Below are 16,040 nucleotides of genomic sequence, written 5' to 3'. Positions count from 1 at the left end.
CTCATGCAGGCCGCTCTGGTTGCGTCAGCCGGCTGGCTACACCTTGTCCAGCCAGCCCCAGCGATCTTCGGTCTTGCCGTTGAACAGGCCGAAGAAGGCGCTCTGAATGGTGCGGGTCATCGGTCCCGGCTTGCCTGCACCGACCTGCTTGGCATCGACCGAGCGCAGCGGAGTGATTTCAGCGGCGGTTCCGCACATGAACACCTCGTCGGCGAAGTACAGGGTTTCGCGCGGCAGGTCGCGTTCGATCACTTCGATTCCGGCCTCCTTGGCCAGGGTGATCACGGTGTGGCGGGTGATACCGCTAAGAATGCCGGCCGATACCGGTGGCGTATTGAGCTTGCCATTGATGACCAGGAACAGGTTTTCGCCCGCGCCTTCGCTGATCAGGCCGGTATTGCTCATGGCAATGCCCTCGCCAAAGCCCAGCCGTCTTGCTTCGCGAGCGATCAATTGGCCCGACAGATAGTTGCCGCCGGCCTTGGCGCCGCTGGGAATGGTATTCGGCGCCATTCGCTGCCAGCTCGACACCATGGCGTCGATGCCGGATTCCAGCACCCCGGCGCCGAGATACGGGCCCCACTCCCAGGCCGCAACCGCGACATCGGTGGGAGTATCGGCCGATAGCCCAAAGCCGCCCAGACCACGGAACGCCACCGGTCGCAGATAAGCCGATTTCAGGCCATTGCGCTTGACGACTTCGCGGCAGGCCTCGGCCAGTGTGGCCTCGTCGTGGGGCATCGCAATGTCGTACACCTTCGCCGACAGGAACAGTCGCCTCAGGTGATCGCCAAGGCGGAAGATCATCGGGCCATTGGGTGTTTCATAGCAGCGAATGCCTTCGAACACCGAGGAGCCGTAGTGCAGCGCATGCGCCATCACGTGTACCGTGGCGTCCTGCCAACGCTTGAACTCGCCGTTGTGCCAGATGTGTTCCGGGTATTTCTGCGCCATGAGGAGTCCTCAGCGGTGATGGGAAAGCGGCTGCGGGGTGCCGCTGGCTCAGGTATCCATGATCGGTGGCGGACGGAGTTCCGGCAAGAGTCAGCGATGCTCGTGTTCGCTCCGCGTATTGTCAGGCTGCTGAAGTGCTCGTTTCAGCAGCCTGTCAGGGCGGCAGTAGCCAGAAACAGCCGGCATTCTCGATCAATTCGAATTGCTGCTGCACTGAGGGTTGGGCGATCGAGCGAACGGACACGATGGGCAGCGGCGGTTTGTCAGGTGGCGGCAGGCCAGCCCACAACCAGGCATCTTCGTCCTCACGCCGTTTCAGATTGCCAAGCAAAGGCGCCGCTGCGGCCAGTCGTTCGGCGATCGAGAACACCCGCTTCACCGTTCCGCGACCAGCAGCTGGCCAATGAAACAGAGCAGCAAGACGATTCAGCTCCTTGGCATCGGCGGCCTCGATAAGGTTGGCCACCAGCATTTCCGGCTGTCTGCCGGGACAGCCCTCGGCCTCACGTGGCGTTGGCAGCGGCTCGTTGGCCGACGGCGGTTGTGCGTCCGAGCCTGGTTCGGAAGGCTCGGGCGATTGCGGTTGCAGCACCGAGGGCAGGGCCATTGCGCCGAGCTGATGGCAGGGCATATCACTATAGATGCGATGGCCCTGTGCATCCTCGCAGCGATAGACCAATTCGTCGATGGCGTCCTGGGCCAAGGCAGTATCGCCCCCCAGTGCTGCGAGCAGAACTACGCTCACCACCAAACTGATCGTTGCGACTTTCTGCATGGCCGAAGCCGAGGTTGCTGAGGCAAGGCGCAGTCTGCCACATCTGATCCAACGCTCAGTGATCCAGTCGCTCCAGCAGGGCGACCGTCGGCCGGGCCCGGTTCAGGGTGTAAATATGCAAGGCGGTGGCGCCGCCGGCGATCAGTCGTTTGCACATCGCTGCCACTACATCGGCACCGAACTCGCGAATCGAGGCGACGTCGTCGGCCATGCCCTGAAGCCGCTTGCTGATCCAGCGCGGAATCTCGGCGCCGCACATGTCAGAGAAGCGCTTGAGCTGCGAGTAATTGCTGATTGGCATGATGCCCGGCACGATCGGGCAGTCGATGCCCTGCCGTCGAGTATCGTCGAGAAAGCGGAAATAGGCGTCAGGGTTGAAGAAGTACTGGGTAATGATGCCGTTGGCGCCGGCCTTCACCTTGGTCGCCAGGTGGCGCAGGTCGGACTCGGCGCTCTCGGCCTGGGGATGCACCTCCGGGTAGCCGGCCACCTCGATGTGGAAATGATCGCCGGTTTCCTCCCGGATAAAGGTCACCAGATCGGAGGCGTAGCGGAAATCGCCATAGGTGGCCATGCCGGAGGGCAGGTCACCGCGCAGGGCCACCACGCGTCGACAGCCGAGATCCTTGTAGTGGTCGAGCAACTCGCGGATCTCGCGACGGGTGCCGCCCATGCAGCTGAGATGGGGCACGGCGTCGAGGCCGTGGTACTCGCCCAGGCGGCGAATGGTATCCGGGGTGTAACTCAGGGTTGAGCCGCCGGCGCCGAAGGTAACCGACACGTACTCGGGCCTGCGACCCTTCAGGGCGGCGACCGTCACATCCAACTGGGCGCGTTGCTCATCGGTTTTCGGCGGAAAGAACTCAAAGCTGATCGGAGTCATGACAGGAGATGGTCTCGGGCGAGGGTTCAGCATATCTCTTTGTGCGGATAAAGCGATAGAAGGTGTCCGCGCCGCATGACTCGATAACGGCTGGTTCTTTCCGTTAAGGGGCAGTACGGGCGGAAGATCGCTGCATTCCGATCATGGGACGCGCCATGTCTGCCCTGCCTCGATTGCCCGAACTGTTGCCGGCCGAGAACGCTGAAGCCCTGTCGCGTGCCGTGGCTGGTCTAGAACCGACCGCTCTGTGGTGGCTGTCGGGCTATGCTGCCGGCTTGGCCCATGCACGTGGAACCGCGGCTGCCGGCCTGCCGTTGCCGGCAGCGGTTGCCGAGCCGTCGGCCGTCAGCGAGGCGGTGCCCAGCCAACGGCTGACCGTGATCTACGGCAGTCAGACCGGCAATGCCAAGCGTGCGGCAGAGGCCCTGGCCGCCGATGCCGAAGCAGCCGGGCTCAGTGTGCGACTGCTGCGCGCCGATGCCTATCCGCTGCGCGAGCTGAAGGATGAGCGCCTGCTCAGCGTGGTGATCAGTACCCAGGGCGAAGGCGACCCACCCGATGACGCCCAGGGTTTTGTCGAATTCCTGCTTGGACGTCGCGCCCCCGAGCTGAAGCAGCTGCAGTTCAGCGTGCTCGGTCTCGGCGACTCCAGCTACGCCAAGTTCTGCGAGATCGGCAAGCAGATTGACGCTCGACTGCTGGCCCTTGGCGCCAAGCGATTGAATGACCGGGCCGACGCCGATATCGACATCGAGACCGTGGCCGCGCCTTGGCGCGCCGGTCTGCTGCAGAAGTTGCGCGAGCTGAACAGCACGCAGAGCAGCGCGCCGACCAAGGCCACGGTGACGCCGCTGCGTCGTGCGGTGGCGAGCAGCGCCTATGGTCGCGACAATCCCTTCGCTGCTGAACTGCTGGCGCAGCAACGCATCAGCGGACGCGACAGTGAAAAGGATGTGCGGCACATCGAGCTGGATCTGGCTGGCAGTGGCCTGAGCTATGAACCGGGCGACGCGTTGGGTGTGTGGGCAGACAATCCGCCCTCCTTGGTCGCTGCCGTGCTTGAAGCTACTGCGTTGGATGGCGCCACCGAGGTTGAGGTGGGCGGCAAGAAACGCTTGTTGAGCGAGTGGTTGAGTCAGCAACGCGAGATCACCCGCGGCGCCCGTAGCGTGTTCAGCGCCTTGGCCGAGCGTCGCGATGATCACCACTTGCGCGCCCTGCTGGCCGACAACGACAAGGCCGCCCAATTGGTGGCACAGACACCATTGATCGATGCTCTGCACCGTTGGCCGGCTGAGTGGACGGCGGAATCACTGGTTCAGAGCCTGCGGCCGATGACGCCGCGCCTCTATTCGATCGCGTCCAGTCGTGCTGAGGTCGGCGAAGAAGCGCATTTGACCGTCGATGTGCTGCGCTATGCCCTGGGCGACCGGATTCACCTTGGCGCGGCGTCCAGCCATCTGGCGCGCAGCGAAGAAGGCCAGAAGCTGAAAGTCTTCATCGAAGCCAATGAGCGCTTTCGTCTGCCGGCCGATGGACAACGTGATCTGATCATGATCGGTGCCGGCACCGGTATCGCTCCGTATCGCGGCTTTCTGCAGCAGCGGGTGGCTGATGGCGGCTCAGGTCGCCACTGGCTGGTGTTCGGCGCGCAGCGTTTTGCCAGCGATTTCCTCTATCAGGCCGAGTGGCTGCAGGCACGTCAGCGCGGTCACCTGCAGAAGATCGATCTGGCCTTCTCGCGAGACCAGGCCGAGCGAATCTATGTGCAGCGCCGCCTGCGCGAACAAGGCCGCGAGCTGTACGCCTGGCTGGAATCGGGCGCACATCTGTACATCTGTGGCGCGATCGCCATGGGCAAGGACGTGCATCAGGCGCTGCGTGATGTGCTGATCGACCACGGCGGCCGCAGCCCTGACGCGGCCGACGATTATCTGCGCCAGCTGCAGCAGGCAGGGCGTTATCACAAGGATGTGTACTGATGGCCGGTAATGTCGAAGACATCAAACGCGGCAGCCGGGCGCTGCGCGGCACCCTGGTCGAGAGCCTGAATGACCCGGTGACCGGCGCCATTGCCGAATCCGATCAGGTGCTGATCAAGTTTCATGGCAGTTACCAGCAGGACGATCGCGATCTGCGTGAAGAGCGCCGCAAACAGAAGCTTGAGCCGGCATACAGCTTCATGATTCGCACCCGCACCCCGGGCGGAGTGGTCAGCCCTGAGCAGTGGCTCAAACTCGATGCCATCGCCACCCGTTTCGCCAACGGCACACTGCGAGTGACCACCCGACAGGCGTTTCAGTTTCATGGTGTGATCAAGCGCGCGCTGAAGCCGACCATGCAGGCCATCAACCAGGCCTTGATCGATACCCTGGCTGCCTGCGGCGACGTCAATCGCAATGTCATGGTCGGCGCCAACCCCGAGTTGAGTCGGCTGCATGCTGCGGTGAATGAAGATGCGGCCGCGGTCAGTGAACATCTGCTGCCGAACACGCGCGCCTACTACGAGATCTGGCTCGACGAAGAGCAGGTCGCCGGCAGCGAGGACGAACCGATCTACGGCCAGAGCTATCTGCCGCGCAAGTTCAAGACAGCGTTCGCCATCCCGCCGCTGAACGATGTCGATGTGCTGGCCCACGATCTCGGCTTCATTGCGATCGAAGAGGGCGGTGAAGTCGCCGGTTACAACCTCACCGTGGGTGGCGGCATGGGTAGTACCCATGGTGACCCCGAGACCTATCCGCTGCTGGCTCAGGTGCTTGGCTTTGTCAGTCGTGATCAGGTCAAGGCGGTGGCGGAGGCGGTAGTCACCGCGCAACGCGATCTGGGCAATCGTGCCGTACGCAAGCGGGCGCGGCTCAAGTACACCATCGAAACGGTAGGGCTGGCGGCGTTCCGGGCGGACGTGGAGAAGCGCGCAGGCTTCGCCCTGGCCGCGGCGCGCCCGTTCAAGTTTGAGCACAACGGCGATCGCTTCGGTTGGGTCGAGGGTGACAACGGTCACTGGCACTTGACCCTACGCATACCGGCCGGGCGCGTGGCCGATACGGCGGAGGCCAGCCGCCTGTTGGGCCTGCGCGAGATTGCCCGTGTGCATCGAGGCCATTTTCGCCTCACACCGAATCAGAACGTTGTTGTGGCGGACATTTCGCCGAGGCAGAAGGCGCGGATTGAACTGCTGGTGAAGAAGCATGGTCTCGACGGCGATCGTCGACAGAGTCAGCTGGCGCGCAAGGCAATCGCCTGCGTAGCGCTGCCGACCTGCGGTCTGGCAATGGCCGAGGCCGAGCGCTACCTGCCAGAGATCGTGCGCAAGCTGGAGGTGTTGCTGGCGCAACATGCCCTTAGCGAGGCGCCGATCGTGTTTCGGATCAGTGGCTGCCCGAATGGCTGCTCGCGTCCGTACCTGGCCGAGATTGCCCTGGTCGGCAAGGCCCCCGGGCGCTACAACCTGCTGCTGGGAGGCGACGCCCGCGGTCAGCGGCTGAACCAGCTGCACCGCGAGAACATCGACGAAGAGGAAGTGCTGGCAACCCTGCAACCGATGTTTGCCCGCTACGCCGCCGAACGCGATCAGGGCGAGGGCTTCGGTGACTTCTTGCTACGTGCCGGATTGGTGGCCGCCAATCCGCGCCAGATTGCCAGTCAGCTGGTGGCAGCATGAGCAACTCGAACGATATGCCCAGCTCGGTTCTGCAGTCTGTGGAGGCGTCGGGCGTGGAGGCACCGGATGCCAAGGGTCTTTCCGAACTCAACCGGTTCCTTGAGCGATCGTCAGCCGAGCAGCGGATCGACTGGGCGCTGCAGCATTGCCCCGGTGCCCATGTGCTTTCCAGCAGCTTTGGCGCGCAGGCGGCGGTGTCCTTGCATATGTTGAACCAGGCCAAGCCGGGGATTCCGGTGGTATTGATCGACACCGGCTATCTGTTTGCCGAGACCTATCAGTTCGTCGATCAGTTGGCCGAGCGGCTGTCGCTGAACCTGCATGTGTATCGTTCCCCCTTGAGTCGTGCCTGGATGGAAGCGCGCTACGGTCGTCTGTGGGAGCAGGGCATCGAAGGTATCGACCGTTACAACCAGCTGCGCAAGGTTGAGCCGATGCAGCGTGCGCTGCGCGAACTCGGTGCGGGCACCTGGTTCTCGGGATTGCGACGGCAGCAGTCTGAGAGCCGTCAGCACACGCCGATAGCGGATTTCAAGCATGGCCGCTGGAAGGTGCATCCGATTGCCGACTGGGGCGATCGGGAGGTCGGACGCTACCTCAGCCAGCATGATCTGCCTTATCACCCGCTGTGGGACAAAGGCTATGTGTCGATTGGCGATGTCCACACCACGCGGCGTTGGGAACCGGGCATGCGTGAGGAGGACACCCGATTCTTCGGCCTGAAGCGCGAATGCGGCATTCATCTGGACGCCTGAATTGAGTGCACCGGCCATGGCCATCGGGCCAGGTAGGGTATCGCGACTCTCGCTGCACCTTGATTGAAGCGCAGACCACCGTCTGTCGGGATCGTCGGGATTCGCTTGCGACCGCCTGCACTTGCGGTCAGACTGCGGCCAGCGAAAGTCGCCGGAGGGGCGGGCTGACGTGTGTGACCGGGAAGCGAGTGGTTCTAGCCTGAACGCGACCGCCCTGGCCGTTCTGGCCGCGGCGCCGCTACCGATGTTGATCTGCGATACGCAGGGTGAGCTGCTGTACTGCAATCCAAGCGCGTCGGCGTTGCTGGCCTGCGATGAACATGAGGTGCCGCCGATACCGCCGCAGGTGCGACAAGCGGCGGCCGGCCAGCGCGGCGAGTTTCGCGTGAGCGCGGACGGCCACGAGCGGATCTTCAGCTTTGTCGCCGTTGATCTGGCCTTGGATGGGGTCACGCTGCGCCTCTTGCAACTGGATGATATGACGGCCCGTCAGCGCTCAGAGCGTGCGCTGAAGCGGCGGATCGAATTCGAGCGCAGCATCGTCAGTATCTCGGCCGCCTTGATGCGTGCCGACAGCGCCACCCTGGACACCTGCATCGAATGGTGTCTGGGTCAGGTCGGGCAGTTCTTTGGTGTCGACCGGGCCTATCTGTTTCGTATCTCGGCCGATGGCGCGACGATGAGCAATACCCATGAGTGGGTGGCCAGCGGCATCAGTCGCGAAGCAGCCAATCTGCAGGAAGTGCCGGTCGAGACCTTTCCCTGGCTGATGCAGCGCTTCCTGGAGGGGCGTTCGATTCATGTGCCGCGGGTCGACCAGCTACCACCGGAGGCGGTGGCCGAGCGCACCGAATTCGAGCGCGAAGGCATCCGTTCGATCGTGCTGGCGCCGATGCTGACTTCGGGCGGGTTATGGGGATTTGTCGGGTTCGATGCCGTGCGTGGCAGTATCGACTGGACCGAGGACTTCGAACTCGGTCTGAGGCTGATGGCCAAGATGGTAGTCGGCACCCTGCAGTCGGTTGAACTATCGGCTAAGCTGACAACGATGGCGTTCCATGACCCGCTGACCGGGCTGGCCAATCGGCAGCTGCTGGAGGATCGCCTGAGCGGCGCGGTCGCTCGGGTGCGACGCCATGGTCAATGCCTGAGTCTGCTACTGCTCGATCTCGATGACTTCAAGTCGGTGAATGATCGATTCGGTCATGAGGCGGGCGATCAGTTGCTCAAGCAGGCCGGTGCGCGTCTGTTGGCCTTGGTCCGCGATGCCGATACGGTGGCGCGGCTCGGTGGCGACGAATTTGTGACCGTGCTGGAGGGGGCTTCGGCACAGCAGGCGGAAGTGATTGTTCAGCGGACCCGGGAAGCCTTTGAAGCGCCGTTCGAGATTGCCGGGCATCGATTGACCGTCCGCCCGAGCATCGGACTTGCCTGCAGCCAGCCGCCGCATGCAGCGATAGACTCACTGTTGCGCGAGGCGGACATGGCGATGTATCGCGCCAAGGCGGGCAAGAAGGCTCCTGCACAAGACGCGGCCGGTGCAGCCAGCAAGCAATTCGATCTGGTCAACCTCGATCAGTCCTAGCCGCAGTCAGAACTCAGTCGTTACGATCGCGCAGAATCAGTCGTTGCCACTCCAGGACGGTGCCGCCGGCCACTGGTGCTCAGCATTGAGTTCCAGCGCCTGGCGGACATCGCGCCGATCGAGTTGCGGGGCGATGGCGCGCACCAGGTCGAGGGTGTAGTCACGCAGTACGCGCTCCCGAGGTAGCACGGCCCAGGTAGTGCACTCGGGAATGGCGTCGGGCGCCGGCAGGGCAACCAGGTCGGCCTCATCCTCGCCGAGGACAGCCATCTCGGCCAGCAGACCAACGCCGAGTCCGGCTCGGACATAGGTCTTGATCAGATCCGCCTCACGTGCGGTCAGTGCCAACTGCAGGCTAAGTCCTTCGGCCTCGAAGGCGCGCCGCAGGGAAGACTCGGCGCGAGTGGAAGACTCGTAGCTGAGCAGCGGGTGGGCGCTGAGGTCGGCTAGGGTTGGCTTGCGCAAGGCAGCCAGCGGATGTCGCCTGGGCACCAACACCACTCGGCGCCAGCGAAACAGCGGCAACGCCAGCCCACCTTCCGGCACCGGGCCGGCTGTGGAGGTGATCGCCAGGTCGGCATCGCCGCGGGCGAGGATATCCAGCACGTCGCTCTCGCCCACCGGCTGCAAGTGCACACTGACTTCGGGATAGCTGCGCACCACATCGGTGATGGCGGTCGGCAAGACGAAGCGGGCCTGGGTATGGGTGGTGATAACGGTGAGTTCACCCTGCACCTCGCGTCGCTGGTTGGCGGCGAAGGCGCGGATATTGTCGGCTTCCGAAACAATGGTGCGGGCGCGTTCCAATACCTGCTGGCCGGCCGGCGTGACCGAGCCCAGCGAGCGGCCGCGACGCGAGAACAGCAGGAAGCCCAGCTCCTCTTCCAGCTGCTTGAGCTGCTTGGAAAGTCCGGGCTGGGTGGCATGCACGCGCTCAGCGGCGGCGGTGATATTGAGGCCGCAGTCCGCAATGGCAACGAGGTAGCGAAGCTGGGTTAGCGTCATGGTCGTGAGGAGCTGAGCGAAGAGGGAACGCTAGAGCATGCGCGAGCAGGCGTCCACCGCTGGCAGCGGTGTCGGACAGTATTGCTGCAACGCAGCATGATTGCACCATCGAGGACATAAGCGGCCGACATAAGCAAACTCAGTGCGGGAATTTGGGCCGTCGTGGTGCGCTGGCTAAGGTGGCGACATGAGCCAGATTCTGAGCCAAGAGGCGCCGCCTCGCTTATTTCCCCTGTTTGCCGATCTGCGCGGCCGTCGTGTGCTGGTGGTGGGCGCCGGCAGCGTCGGCGCGCGCAAGATAGAACCCTTGCTGATGGCCGGGGCGCGGGTCGACATCGTGGCGCAGGCCTTGGGTGAACGTGCTCAGGGCTGGGTCCTGAGCGGCCAGGCGCAGTGGCGGTCGACCGCCTTTGAGCCGCGCCACTTGGAGGGTGCCTGGCTGGTGGTGGTGGCCACCAATGATGAAGTGCTGAACCGTCTAGTGGCCGACGAGGCCGAGCGGCGGCAAGTGCTGTGCAATGTCGTCGATGTCAGTCGCTTGTCCAGCTTCCAATCGCCCGCGGTGGTCGATCGCGCGCCTTTGCAGATCGCCATTTCCAGCGGCGGTACCGCGCCGGTGCTGGCACGCATGGTGCGCGAGCAGATCGAGCGTCTGCTGGATGATGGCCTGGGTCCGCTTGCCAGCTTGCTGCATCGCTGGCGCGACCGCATTCGTCAGCACCTGCCGGAACTGTCGGCGCGTCGCGGTTGGATTGACCGCCTGTTGCGTGGGCCCTTGGCGCGGCGGCTGCAGGCCCTGTCGACTGAACAGGCTGATGCGACCCTGGAATCTGCCCTCCAGGCAGCGCAGCAGGCCCCGCGCGGCTGGGTATCGATCGTCGGCGCCGGGCCCGGTGACCCTGGCCTGCTGACCGTGCAGGCAGTTCGTCGGCTGCAGCAGGCCGACATCATTCTGCACGACCGGCTGGTGCCGGCGGCGGTGCTGGCGATGGCGCGGCGCGATGCAGAGCGGATCGAAACCGGCAAGCAGGCCGGTACCCATCACACCACCCAGGAGCAAATTCACCAGCTGATGCTGGAGCATGCGCGTGAGGGAAAGCATGTGGTTCGATTGAAGGGCGGCGATCCGTTCGTATTCGGCCGTGGCGGCGAAGAACTGGAATTCCTGCGCGCCCATGGCATCGACTACGAGGTGGTTCCCGGTATCACCGCCGCTCTGGCCTGCGCCGCCTATGCCGGCATTCCGTTGACCCATCGCGATCACGCGCAGAGCTTGCGTATCGTCACGGCACATTGCCGTGATTCGCTTGACACCCTGGATTGGCAGGCGTTGGCCCTGGAGCGACAAACCTTGGCGGTGTACATGGGGGTGCAGGGTCTGAGCACCTTCCGTCAGCGCCTGATCGAGCATGGGCGTGCCGCGACCACGCCGGTAGCCTTGATCGAGAATGGCTCGCGGCCCGAACAGCGGGTGCTGGTCGGCAGTTTGCAGACCCTGCCGGAGCTGGCGGCCCACTATCAGGTCGTTTCACCGGCCTTGCTGTTGATCGGCGAGGTGACCTCGCTAGCCGCATCGCTGCACTGGTTCGGCCAGCCACCCTTGCAACTGCCAGACGCTGAACGTGCTCGTTGCGAAGCATCGATGGAGCGATGTTGGCCGGCAGCGGCCTGAGCCACGCCGTGCTTTCCAGACAGGCGCGCCGTGCTTTCCCGCGGCGATCTCGCTAGCATGCCAGGGCGCCGCCCTGAGCGAATCGACCATTTCATCCTTTATCGCGCGCAACTGGCGCGCCTGCGGAGACTGACATGATTTACGACAGCATTCTCGACACCATTGGCTCCACTCCGGTGGTGCGCACGCGTCGACTGGCGCCTCAGGGAATCAATCTGTTGTTCAAGGTCGAGTCGTTCAACCCAGGCGGATCGGTGAAGGATCGCCTGGCCCTGGCCATCATTCTCGACGCCGAGCAGCGCGGCACCTTGAAGCCGGGGCAGACCGTGGTCGAGGCCACTTCAGGCAACACGGGTGTAGCGCTGGCCATGGTCTGCGCCGCCCGCGGTTATCCCTTCGTGGCGGTGATGAGCGAAACCTTTTCTGTCGAGCGTCGCAAGCTGATGCGAGCGTACGGTGCCAAGGTGATTCTCACCGCGGCCGCCGAGCGCGGTTCGGGCATGGTGCGCAAGGCCAAGGAGCTGGCTGAGAAACATGGCTGGTTCCTGGCCCGGCAGTTCGAAAATCCGGCCAATCCGGCCTACCATCGCAACACCACTGCGGCCGAGATCCTGCGCGATTTCGCCGGCAAGCCGCTTGATTACTTTGTCACCGGCTGGGGCACGGGCGGCACCCTGACCGGTGTCGGTGAAGTTCTGCGACTGGCCCGGCCGGAAGTGAAGATCATTGCCAGTGAACCCGCCGGGGCGTCCTTGCTCAGCGGCAAGGAGTGGCAGCCGCACAAGATTCAGGGCTGGACACCTGATTTCGTGCCCGAGGTGCTCAACCGCGAGGTCGCCGATGAGATTCTGCCGATCGATGACCTGTTGGCGCGTGATACCTCGCGTCGGCTGGCTGCCGAAGAAGGGATTTTCGTCGGTGTCTCGGCCGGCGCCACCGCCGCTGCGGCTCTGCAAGTGGCGGCCAAGGCGCGGGCTGGCAGCACCATTCTGGCCATGCTGCCGGATACCGGCGAGCGCTATCTATCGACCTTCCTGTTCGAAGGCGTGAATGAAGGTTCTGATGACGGCTGGCTGGCCGAGCAGGGTTGATGCAGTCAGGCTAGCCCGAGCTGTCCTGCGCCACGCGGCCAAACACATCGGAATCCTGAATCTCCTCGGCGCTGACGAAGCGCTGCCGTAGCCGGCCCTCGTAAACGAAGCCGTTGGCCAGCAGCACCCGTTTGGAGGCCAGGTTATCGGGGTGCACATCGGCTTCGACCCGGTGGAAGCCGAGCACTCCTTCGGCGAATCGGCAGGCCGCGGCCACCGCTTCTTGCGCGTAGCCGCGGCCCTGCAGGCGCGGCAGCACGGCATAGCCGACGGCGCAGTGCAGATGCTTTACTTCCAGCGCATACAGGGTGCAGGTGCCGCACATCTGATCGGTCTGTCGGTCGGCAATGATCCAATTGATGAACTCGCGGCGCGCGAATCCGCCGAGAATATCGGCGATGTAGTGGCTAGCCTCAGCGTGTTGCCGCATCGCCGGGCGCGACCAGTAGCGCATCACCTCAGGATCGGAAAACAGATCGAACAGGGGCGAGATGTCAGCCTCTCCCGGGCCGCGCAGTTGCAGTCGCTTGGATTCCACTCGTGGGAATTCGGCCAGGCCTTGCAGACGAGCTGCGACGGCGGCAACACGGTCGTTGAGGCGCATGGCAGCAGATCCGAGCCGGACAGCGCCGCACTATGCGCTGATCGTCCTGGCTTCATCAAGCCAAGCTCACCTCGGCTCCTACATCCGATTGCGGATGACCCTGCCACGGGCGGCTGCTATTGTTTCCACTTTCCCCTGCCTGTGATTGTCCATGAGCGAACAGCTGCGCCGTACCAAGATCATCGCCACCCTTGGACCGGCCACCGATCGACCGGGTGCCATCGATACGCTGATCGCGGCTGGGGTAAATATCGTGCGGCTGAATTTCTCCCATGGCACAGTGGAACATCATGCTCAGAGGGTGGCAGCGGTGCGCAACGCTGCCAGCCGACTGGGGCGCGAGGTCGGCATCCTGGGTGATCTGCAGGGACCCAAGATTCGCATCGAGAAGTTTGCACAGGGCAAGGTCAGCCTGACCTCAGGTCAGCAGTTTGTGCTCGACTGCCGCGCCGATGCCGCGCCGGGCACGGCCGAACGCGTCGGATGCAGCTATTTCGGCTTGGTCGACGATGTGGTTGCTGGCGACACCTTGTTGCTTGACGATGGCTTGATCGCGCTGAAAGTGCTGGCGGTCGAGGGGTGTGAGATCCACACAGAAGTGCTGACCGACGGTCAGCTGTCCGACCGCAAGGGGCTCAATCGGCTCGGCGGCGGATTGTCTCTGGGCGCGCTGAGCGACAAGGATCGCGAAGACATCAAACATGCTGCGGCACTCGGGGTGGATTTCCTCGCGGTGTCGTTCTGCCGCAGCGCAGAGGACATCAACGAAGCACGCGCGCTGGCCCATGCGGCGGGCAGCGATGCCGGCTTTGTCGCCAAGGTCGAGCGCGCCGAAGCCATTACCAATCTGAGTGAAATCATCGATGCCTCCGACGCGGTGATGGTGGCGCGCGGCGATCTCGGGGTGGAAATTGGCGATGCCGAATTGCCTGGCCTGCAAAAAAAGATCATCCGCGAATCGCTGGAGCGCAACAAGGTGGTCATTACCGCCACGCAGATGTTGCAATCCATGGTCGACAACCCGATTCCGACCCGCGCCGAAGTCCTGGATGTGGCGAATTCGGTGATCGATGGTACCGATGCGGTGATGCTGTCGGCGGAAAGTGCGTCCGGCCAGTATCCGGTCAAGGCGGTGGAAGCCATGGTGCGGATCTGCATGGGCGCCGAGCGACAGTTCGATCACGACACCGACTTCGAGGCGGCCAAGCGCGGCCTGAGTCGCACCGACGAAGCGATTGCCATGGCCACCATGTTTCTCACCGAGCACATACAGGTGCGGGCGATCATCGCCATGACGGAGTCCGGTGGAACGGCACGTTATTTGTCGCGGTTCCGTTCAGCCGCGCCGATCTACGGCCTGTCGCGCCACCCCGGCGCGCGGCGCCGCATGGCTCTGATGCGCGACGTGTTTCCAATCGACTTCGACTCGCGCGGTCTGGCACCGCGCAAGGCCGCGCGCGAGGCAGTCAAGCACCTGTTTCAGCTCGGCCTGCTGTCGGCCGGCGATCGGGTGGTGATCACCAGCGGCGATCACATGGAGCAGCACGGTTCCACCAATACTTTGCGCATACTCAAGGTGGGTCAGGACGGCAGCGCCGAGGGCCTGGGTGAACTCTGAGCAGAACGACCTCGCTCAGAAAGACTCGTTGAGGTTGGGCAACGCCGGTCTCCTGGCGGCGGCGATTCTCGCCATCGTCTTGCCCTCGATGCTGGTGTTGTGGGCACCGGCGCCCTGGTTTCACGACTATGCCGAGTGGCTCTTTCAGTCCAAGGTGCTGGCACTGAAATGGACGGATCCAGAGTCGGTCGCCGCCTACGTGCTGGCGGCGTACCCGGTGCCAAATACCACGGGGCTCGTGCTGCTAAGCGGCTTTTCAATGCTGTTGCCGCCGATGCTGGCTGGCAAGCTATTTCTGCTCGGCCTGCTGCTGGGCTGGGCTGCCGTACTGAGAAGCTGGGTCAGGCGTTTTGGCAGCGGTGGACCGCAGATCCGCATGTGGCTGACCTTGGTGCTGGTATTCGGGTTCTCGCCATTTTTCTGGTACGGCTATTTGAACTATCAGGTGGCCCTGTTGCTGCTGCTGGTTTTTCTGCTGCGCTGGCAACGTGGTGTTTCGGCGCTGGAAATGGCCGCCTGGGGCGGCATCCTGTTGCTATCGCATGCCACCGTGGCAGCGGTCTGGTTGTGTATCGTGGCCGCCGAATGCCTGCATCAACTGCAGTCGGCAGCTCGATCGCGGCAGCGTTTGATTGCCGCCCTGCGCGCCGTGGCAGTGGCCGCACCCAGCGGACTGCTGGCCCTGTGGTTTGGTCTGGCTCGCTGGTCGGCGCCGGTCGGTATCGATGCTGACACCAGCGGCGTCATCGAGGCGCTGATTTACAAAGCCGGTTTCCCTCTGATGTTGGGCACGTTCAGAAATCTGCTCTGGCCTGATGGAAGCGCACTGTTGGAACAGATGCCGGTGTTTTATTGGACCGGGGCCATCCTTAACCTGCTGTTGCTGCTGCTACTGGCACTTTGGGGGATGCGCGTGTTGTGGGCCGGCCGCTCATGGGAAAGCTCCGGTCACCCGCCAAAGCAGCGCATCGCCTGGATCGCCGCCTTGCTCCTGGTTCTGGCCTATCTTCTCGTGCCCTACCAGTTCTACGGCACGGTCAATCCGGCCGGACGCTGGTTGATTCCGCTGCTGGCGCTGGCCTGCCTGATCGGCGCGCAGCAATCTTGGGTGTGGCGACTGGCGGCGTGGCCTGCTGTGCTCGGTGCATCGATCAGCTGGGGGCAATACGCGTACTTGGCCGCGGCTCTGCCGGCAGGCCAAGTCTCGCACCCGGTTCAGTTCAAGCAGGAGTTCGCGCCATCGCACTCGGTGTTCGCCTTCAACGAGGCGCTGTATTCCAATACCCGCTACAGCTATTTCAACTACCGGCTATTGATCGGCAGCGAGCGCTTCGAACAGCTGCGGCAGCAGCACTACCAGGGGCTGGGCTTTCGCACCAGTGTGTTGGTCGATTACCAGCCCGAAATCCTGGCGCCACGCGAATAATCGGAGCG

General features: G+C 63.6%; 13 protein-coding genes. 8 read left to right on the top strand and 5 right to left on the bottom strand.

The annotated features are described in order from the left end of the window. Positions 1-36: 36 nt before the first annotated feature. From IFO71_RS00545 to metF, 3 genes are all read right to left on the bottom strand, one after another. Entirely contained in the window at positions 37-954 is a 918-nt protein-coding gene (locus IFO71_RS00545) for a branched-chain amino acid transaminase (protein ID WP_192027565.1), read from the bottom strand. Positions 955-1,108: 154 nt separating this feature from the next. Further along, entirely contained in the window at positions 1,109-1,729 is a 621-nt protein-coding gene (locus IFO71_RS00540; protein ID WP_192027564.1) for a hypothetical protein, read from the bottom strand. Between the two features lie 55 nt (positions 1,730-1,784). Next, complete coding sequence (gene metF / locus IFO71_RS00535) at positions 1,785-2,612, bottom strand: methylenetetrahydrofolate reductase [NAD(P)H] (RefSeq protein WP_192027563.1); 828 nt, start codon at positions 2,610-2,612, stop codon at positions 1,785-1,787. A gap of 143 nt (positions 2,613-2,755) precedes the next feature. Between metF and IFO71_RS00530 the strand changes: the two genes are divergently transcribed. The 4 genes from IFO71_RS00530 (at position 2,756) to IFO71_RS00515 (ending at position 8,616) form a co-directional block, all read left to right on the top strand. Beyond that, entirely contained in the window at positions 2,756-4,594 is a 1,839-nt protein-coding gene (locus IFO71_RS00530; RefSeq protein WP_192027562.1) for an assimilatory sulfite reductase (NADPH) flavoprotein subunit, read from the top strand. Continuing rightward, the gene (gene cysI, locus IFO71_RS00525; protein WP_192027561.1) at positions 4,594-6,276 is read left to right on the top strand and encodes an assimilatory sulfite reductase (NADPH) hemoprotein subunit; all 1,683 of its coding nucleotides are present in this window, start codon (positions 4,594-4,596) and stop codon (positions 6,274-6,276) included. The genes IFO71_RS00530 and cysI overlap by 1 nt, the downstream gene beginning before the upstream one ends. Positions 6,277-6,305: 29 nt before the next feature. Further along, positions 6,306-7,031 (top strand): phosphoadenylyl-sulfate reductase, encoded by a 726-nt coding sequence (locus IFO71_RS00520; RefSeq protein WP_425502857.1) that lies wholly within the window; start codon positions 6,306-6,308, stop codon positions 7,029-7,031. 244 nt (positions 7,032-7,275) lie between these two features. Further along, complete coding sequence (locus IFO71_RS00515) at positions 7,276-8,616, top strand: GGDEF domain-containing protein (RefSeq protein ID WP_192027560.1); 1,341 nt, start codon at positions 7,276-7,278, stop codon at positions 8,614-8,616. Positions 8,617-8,652: 36 nt separating this feature from the next. Here IFO71_RS00515 and IFO71_RS00510 read toward each other — a convergent pair whose 3' ends face one another. After that, complete coding sequence (locus tag IFO71_RS00510; protein ID WP_192027559.1) at positions 8,653-9,621, bottom strand: LysR family transcriptional regulator; 969 nt, start codon at positions 9,619-9,621, stop codon at positions 8,653-8,655. Between the two features lie 187 nt (positions 9,622-9,808). On the opposite strand from IFO71_RS00510, the gene cysG reads away from it, so the two are divergent. After that, on the top strand, positions 9,809-11,293 hold the full coding sequence (cysG, locus tag IFO71_RS00505; RefSeq protein ID WP_192027558.1) for a siroheme synthase CysG: 1,485 nt from the start codon (positions 9,809-9,811) through the stop codon (positions 11,291-11,293). A gap of 134 nt (positions 11,294-11,427) precedes the next feature. Continuing rightward, a complete protein-coding gene (cysK, locus tag IFO71_RS00500; RefSeq protein ID WP_192027557.1) occupies positions 11,428-12,384 on the top strand; it encodes a cysteine synthase A in 957 nt (318 codons plus the stop codon). A 10-nt stretch (positions 12,385-12,394) separates the two neighbouring features. Here cysK and IFO71_RS00495 read toward each other — a convergent pair whose 3' ends face one another. Next, positions 12,395-12,988 (bottom strand): GNAT family N-acetyltransferase, encoded by a 594-nt coding sequence (locus IFO71_RS00495; RefSeq protein WP_192027556.1) that lies wholly within the window; start codon positions 12,986-12,988, stop codon positions 12,395-12,397. 151 nt (positions 12,989-13,139) lie between these two features. On the opposite strand from IFO71_RS00495, the gene pyk reads away from it, so the two are divergent. After that, on the top strand, positions 13,140-14,606 hold the full coding sequence (gene pyk / locus IFO71_RS00490; protein WP_192027555.1) for a pyruvate kinase: 1,467 nt from the start codon (positions 13,140-13,142) through the stop codon (positions 14,604-14,606). Then, positions 14,596-16,032 carry a hypothetical protein gene (locus tag IFO71_RS00485; RefSeq protein WP_192027554.1) on the top strand — a complete coding sequence of 479 codons (1,437 nt, stop codon included), beginning with the start codon at positions 14,596-14,598 and terminating at the stop codon, positions 16,030-16,032. Before pyk ends, IFO71_RS00485 begins: the two co-directional genes overlap by 11 nt. Positions 16,033-16,040: the final 8 nt, after the last annotated feature.

This window comes from Pseudomarimonas arenosa (assembly GCF_014841215.1).
In the GTDB taxonomy this organism is placed as follows: domain Bacteria; phylum Pseudomonadota; class Gammaproteobacteria; order Xanthomonadales; family Xanthomonadaceae; genus Pseudomarimonas; species Pseudomarimonas arenosa.
Note: the sequence above shows the minus strand (reverse complement) of the source record. Positions and strands in the feature narration are given on the sequence as shown.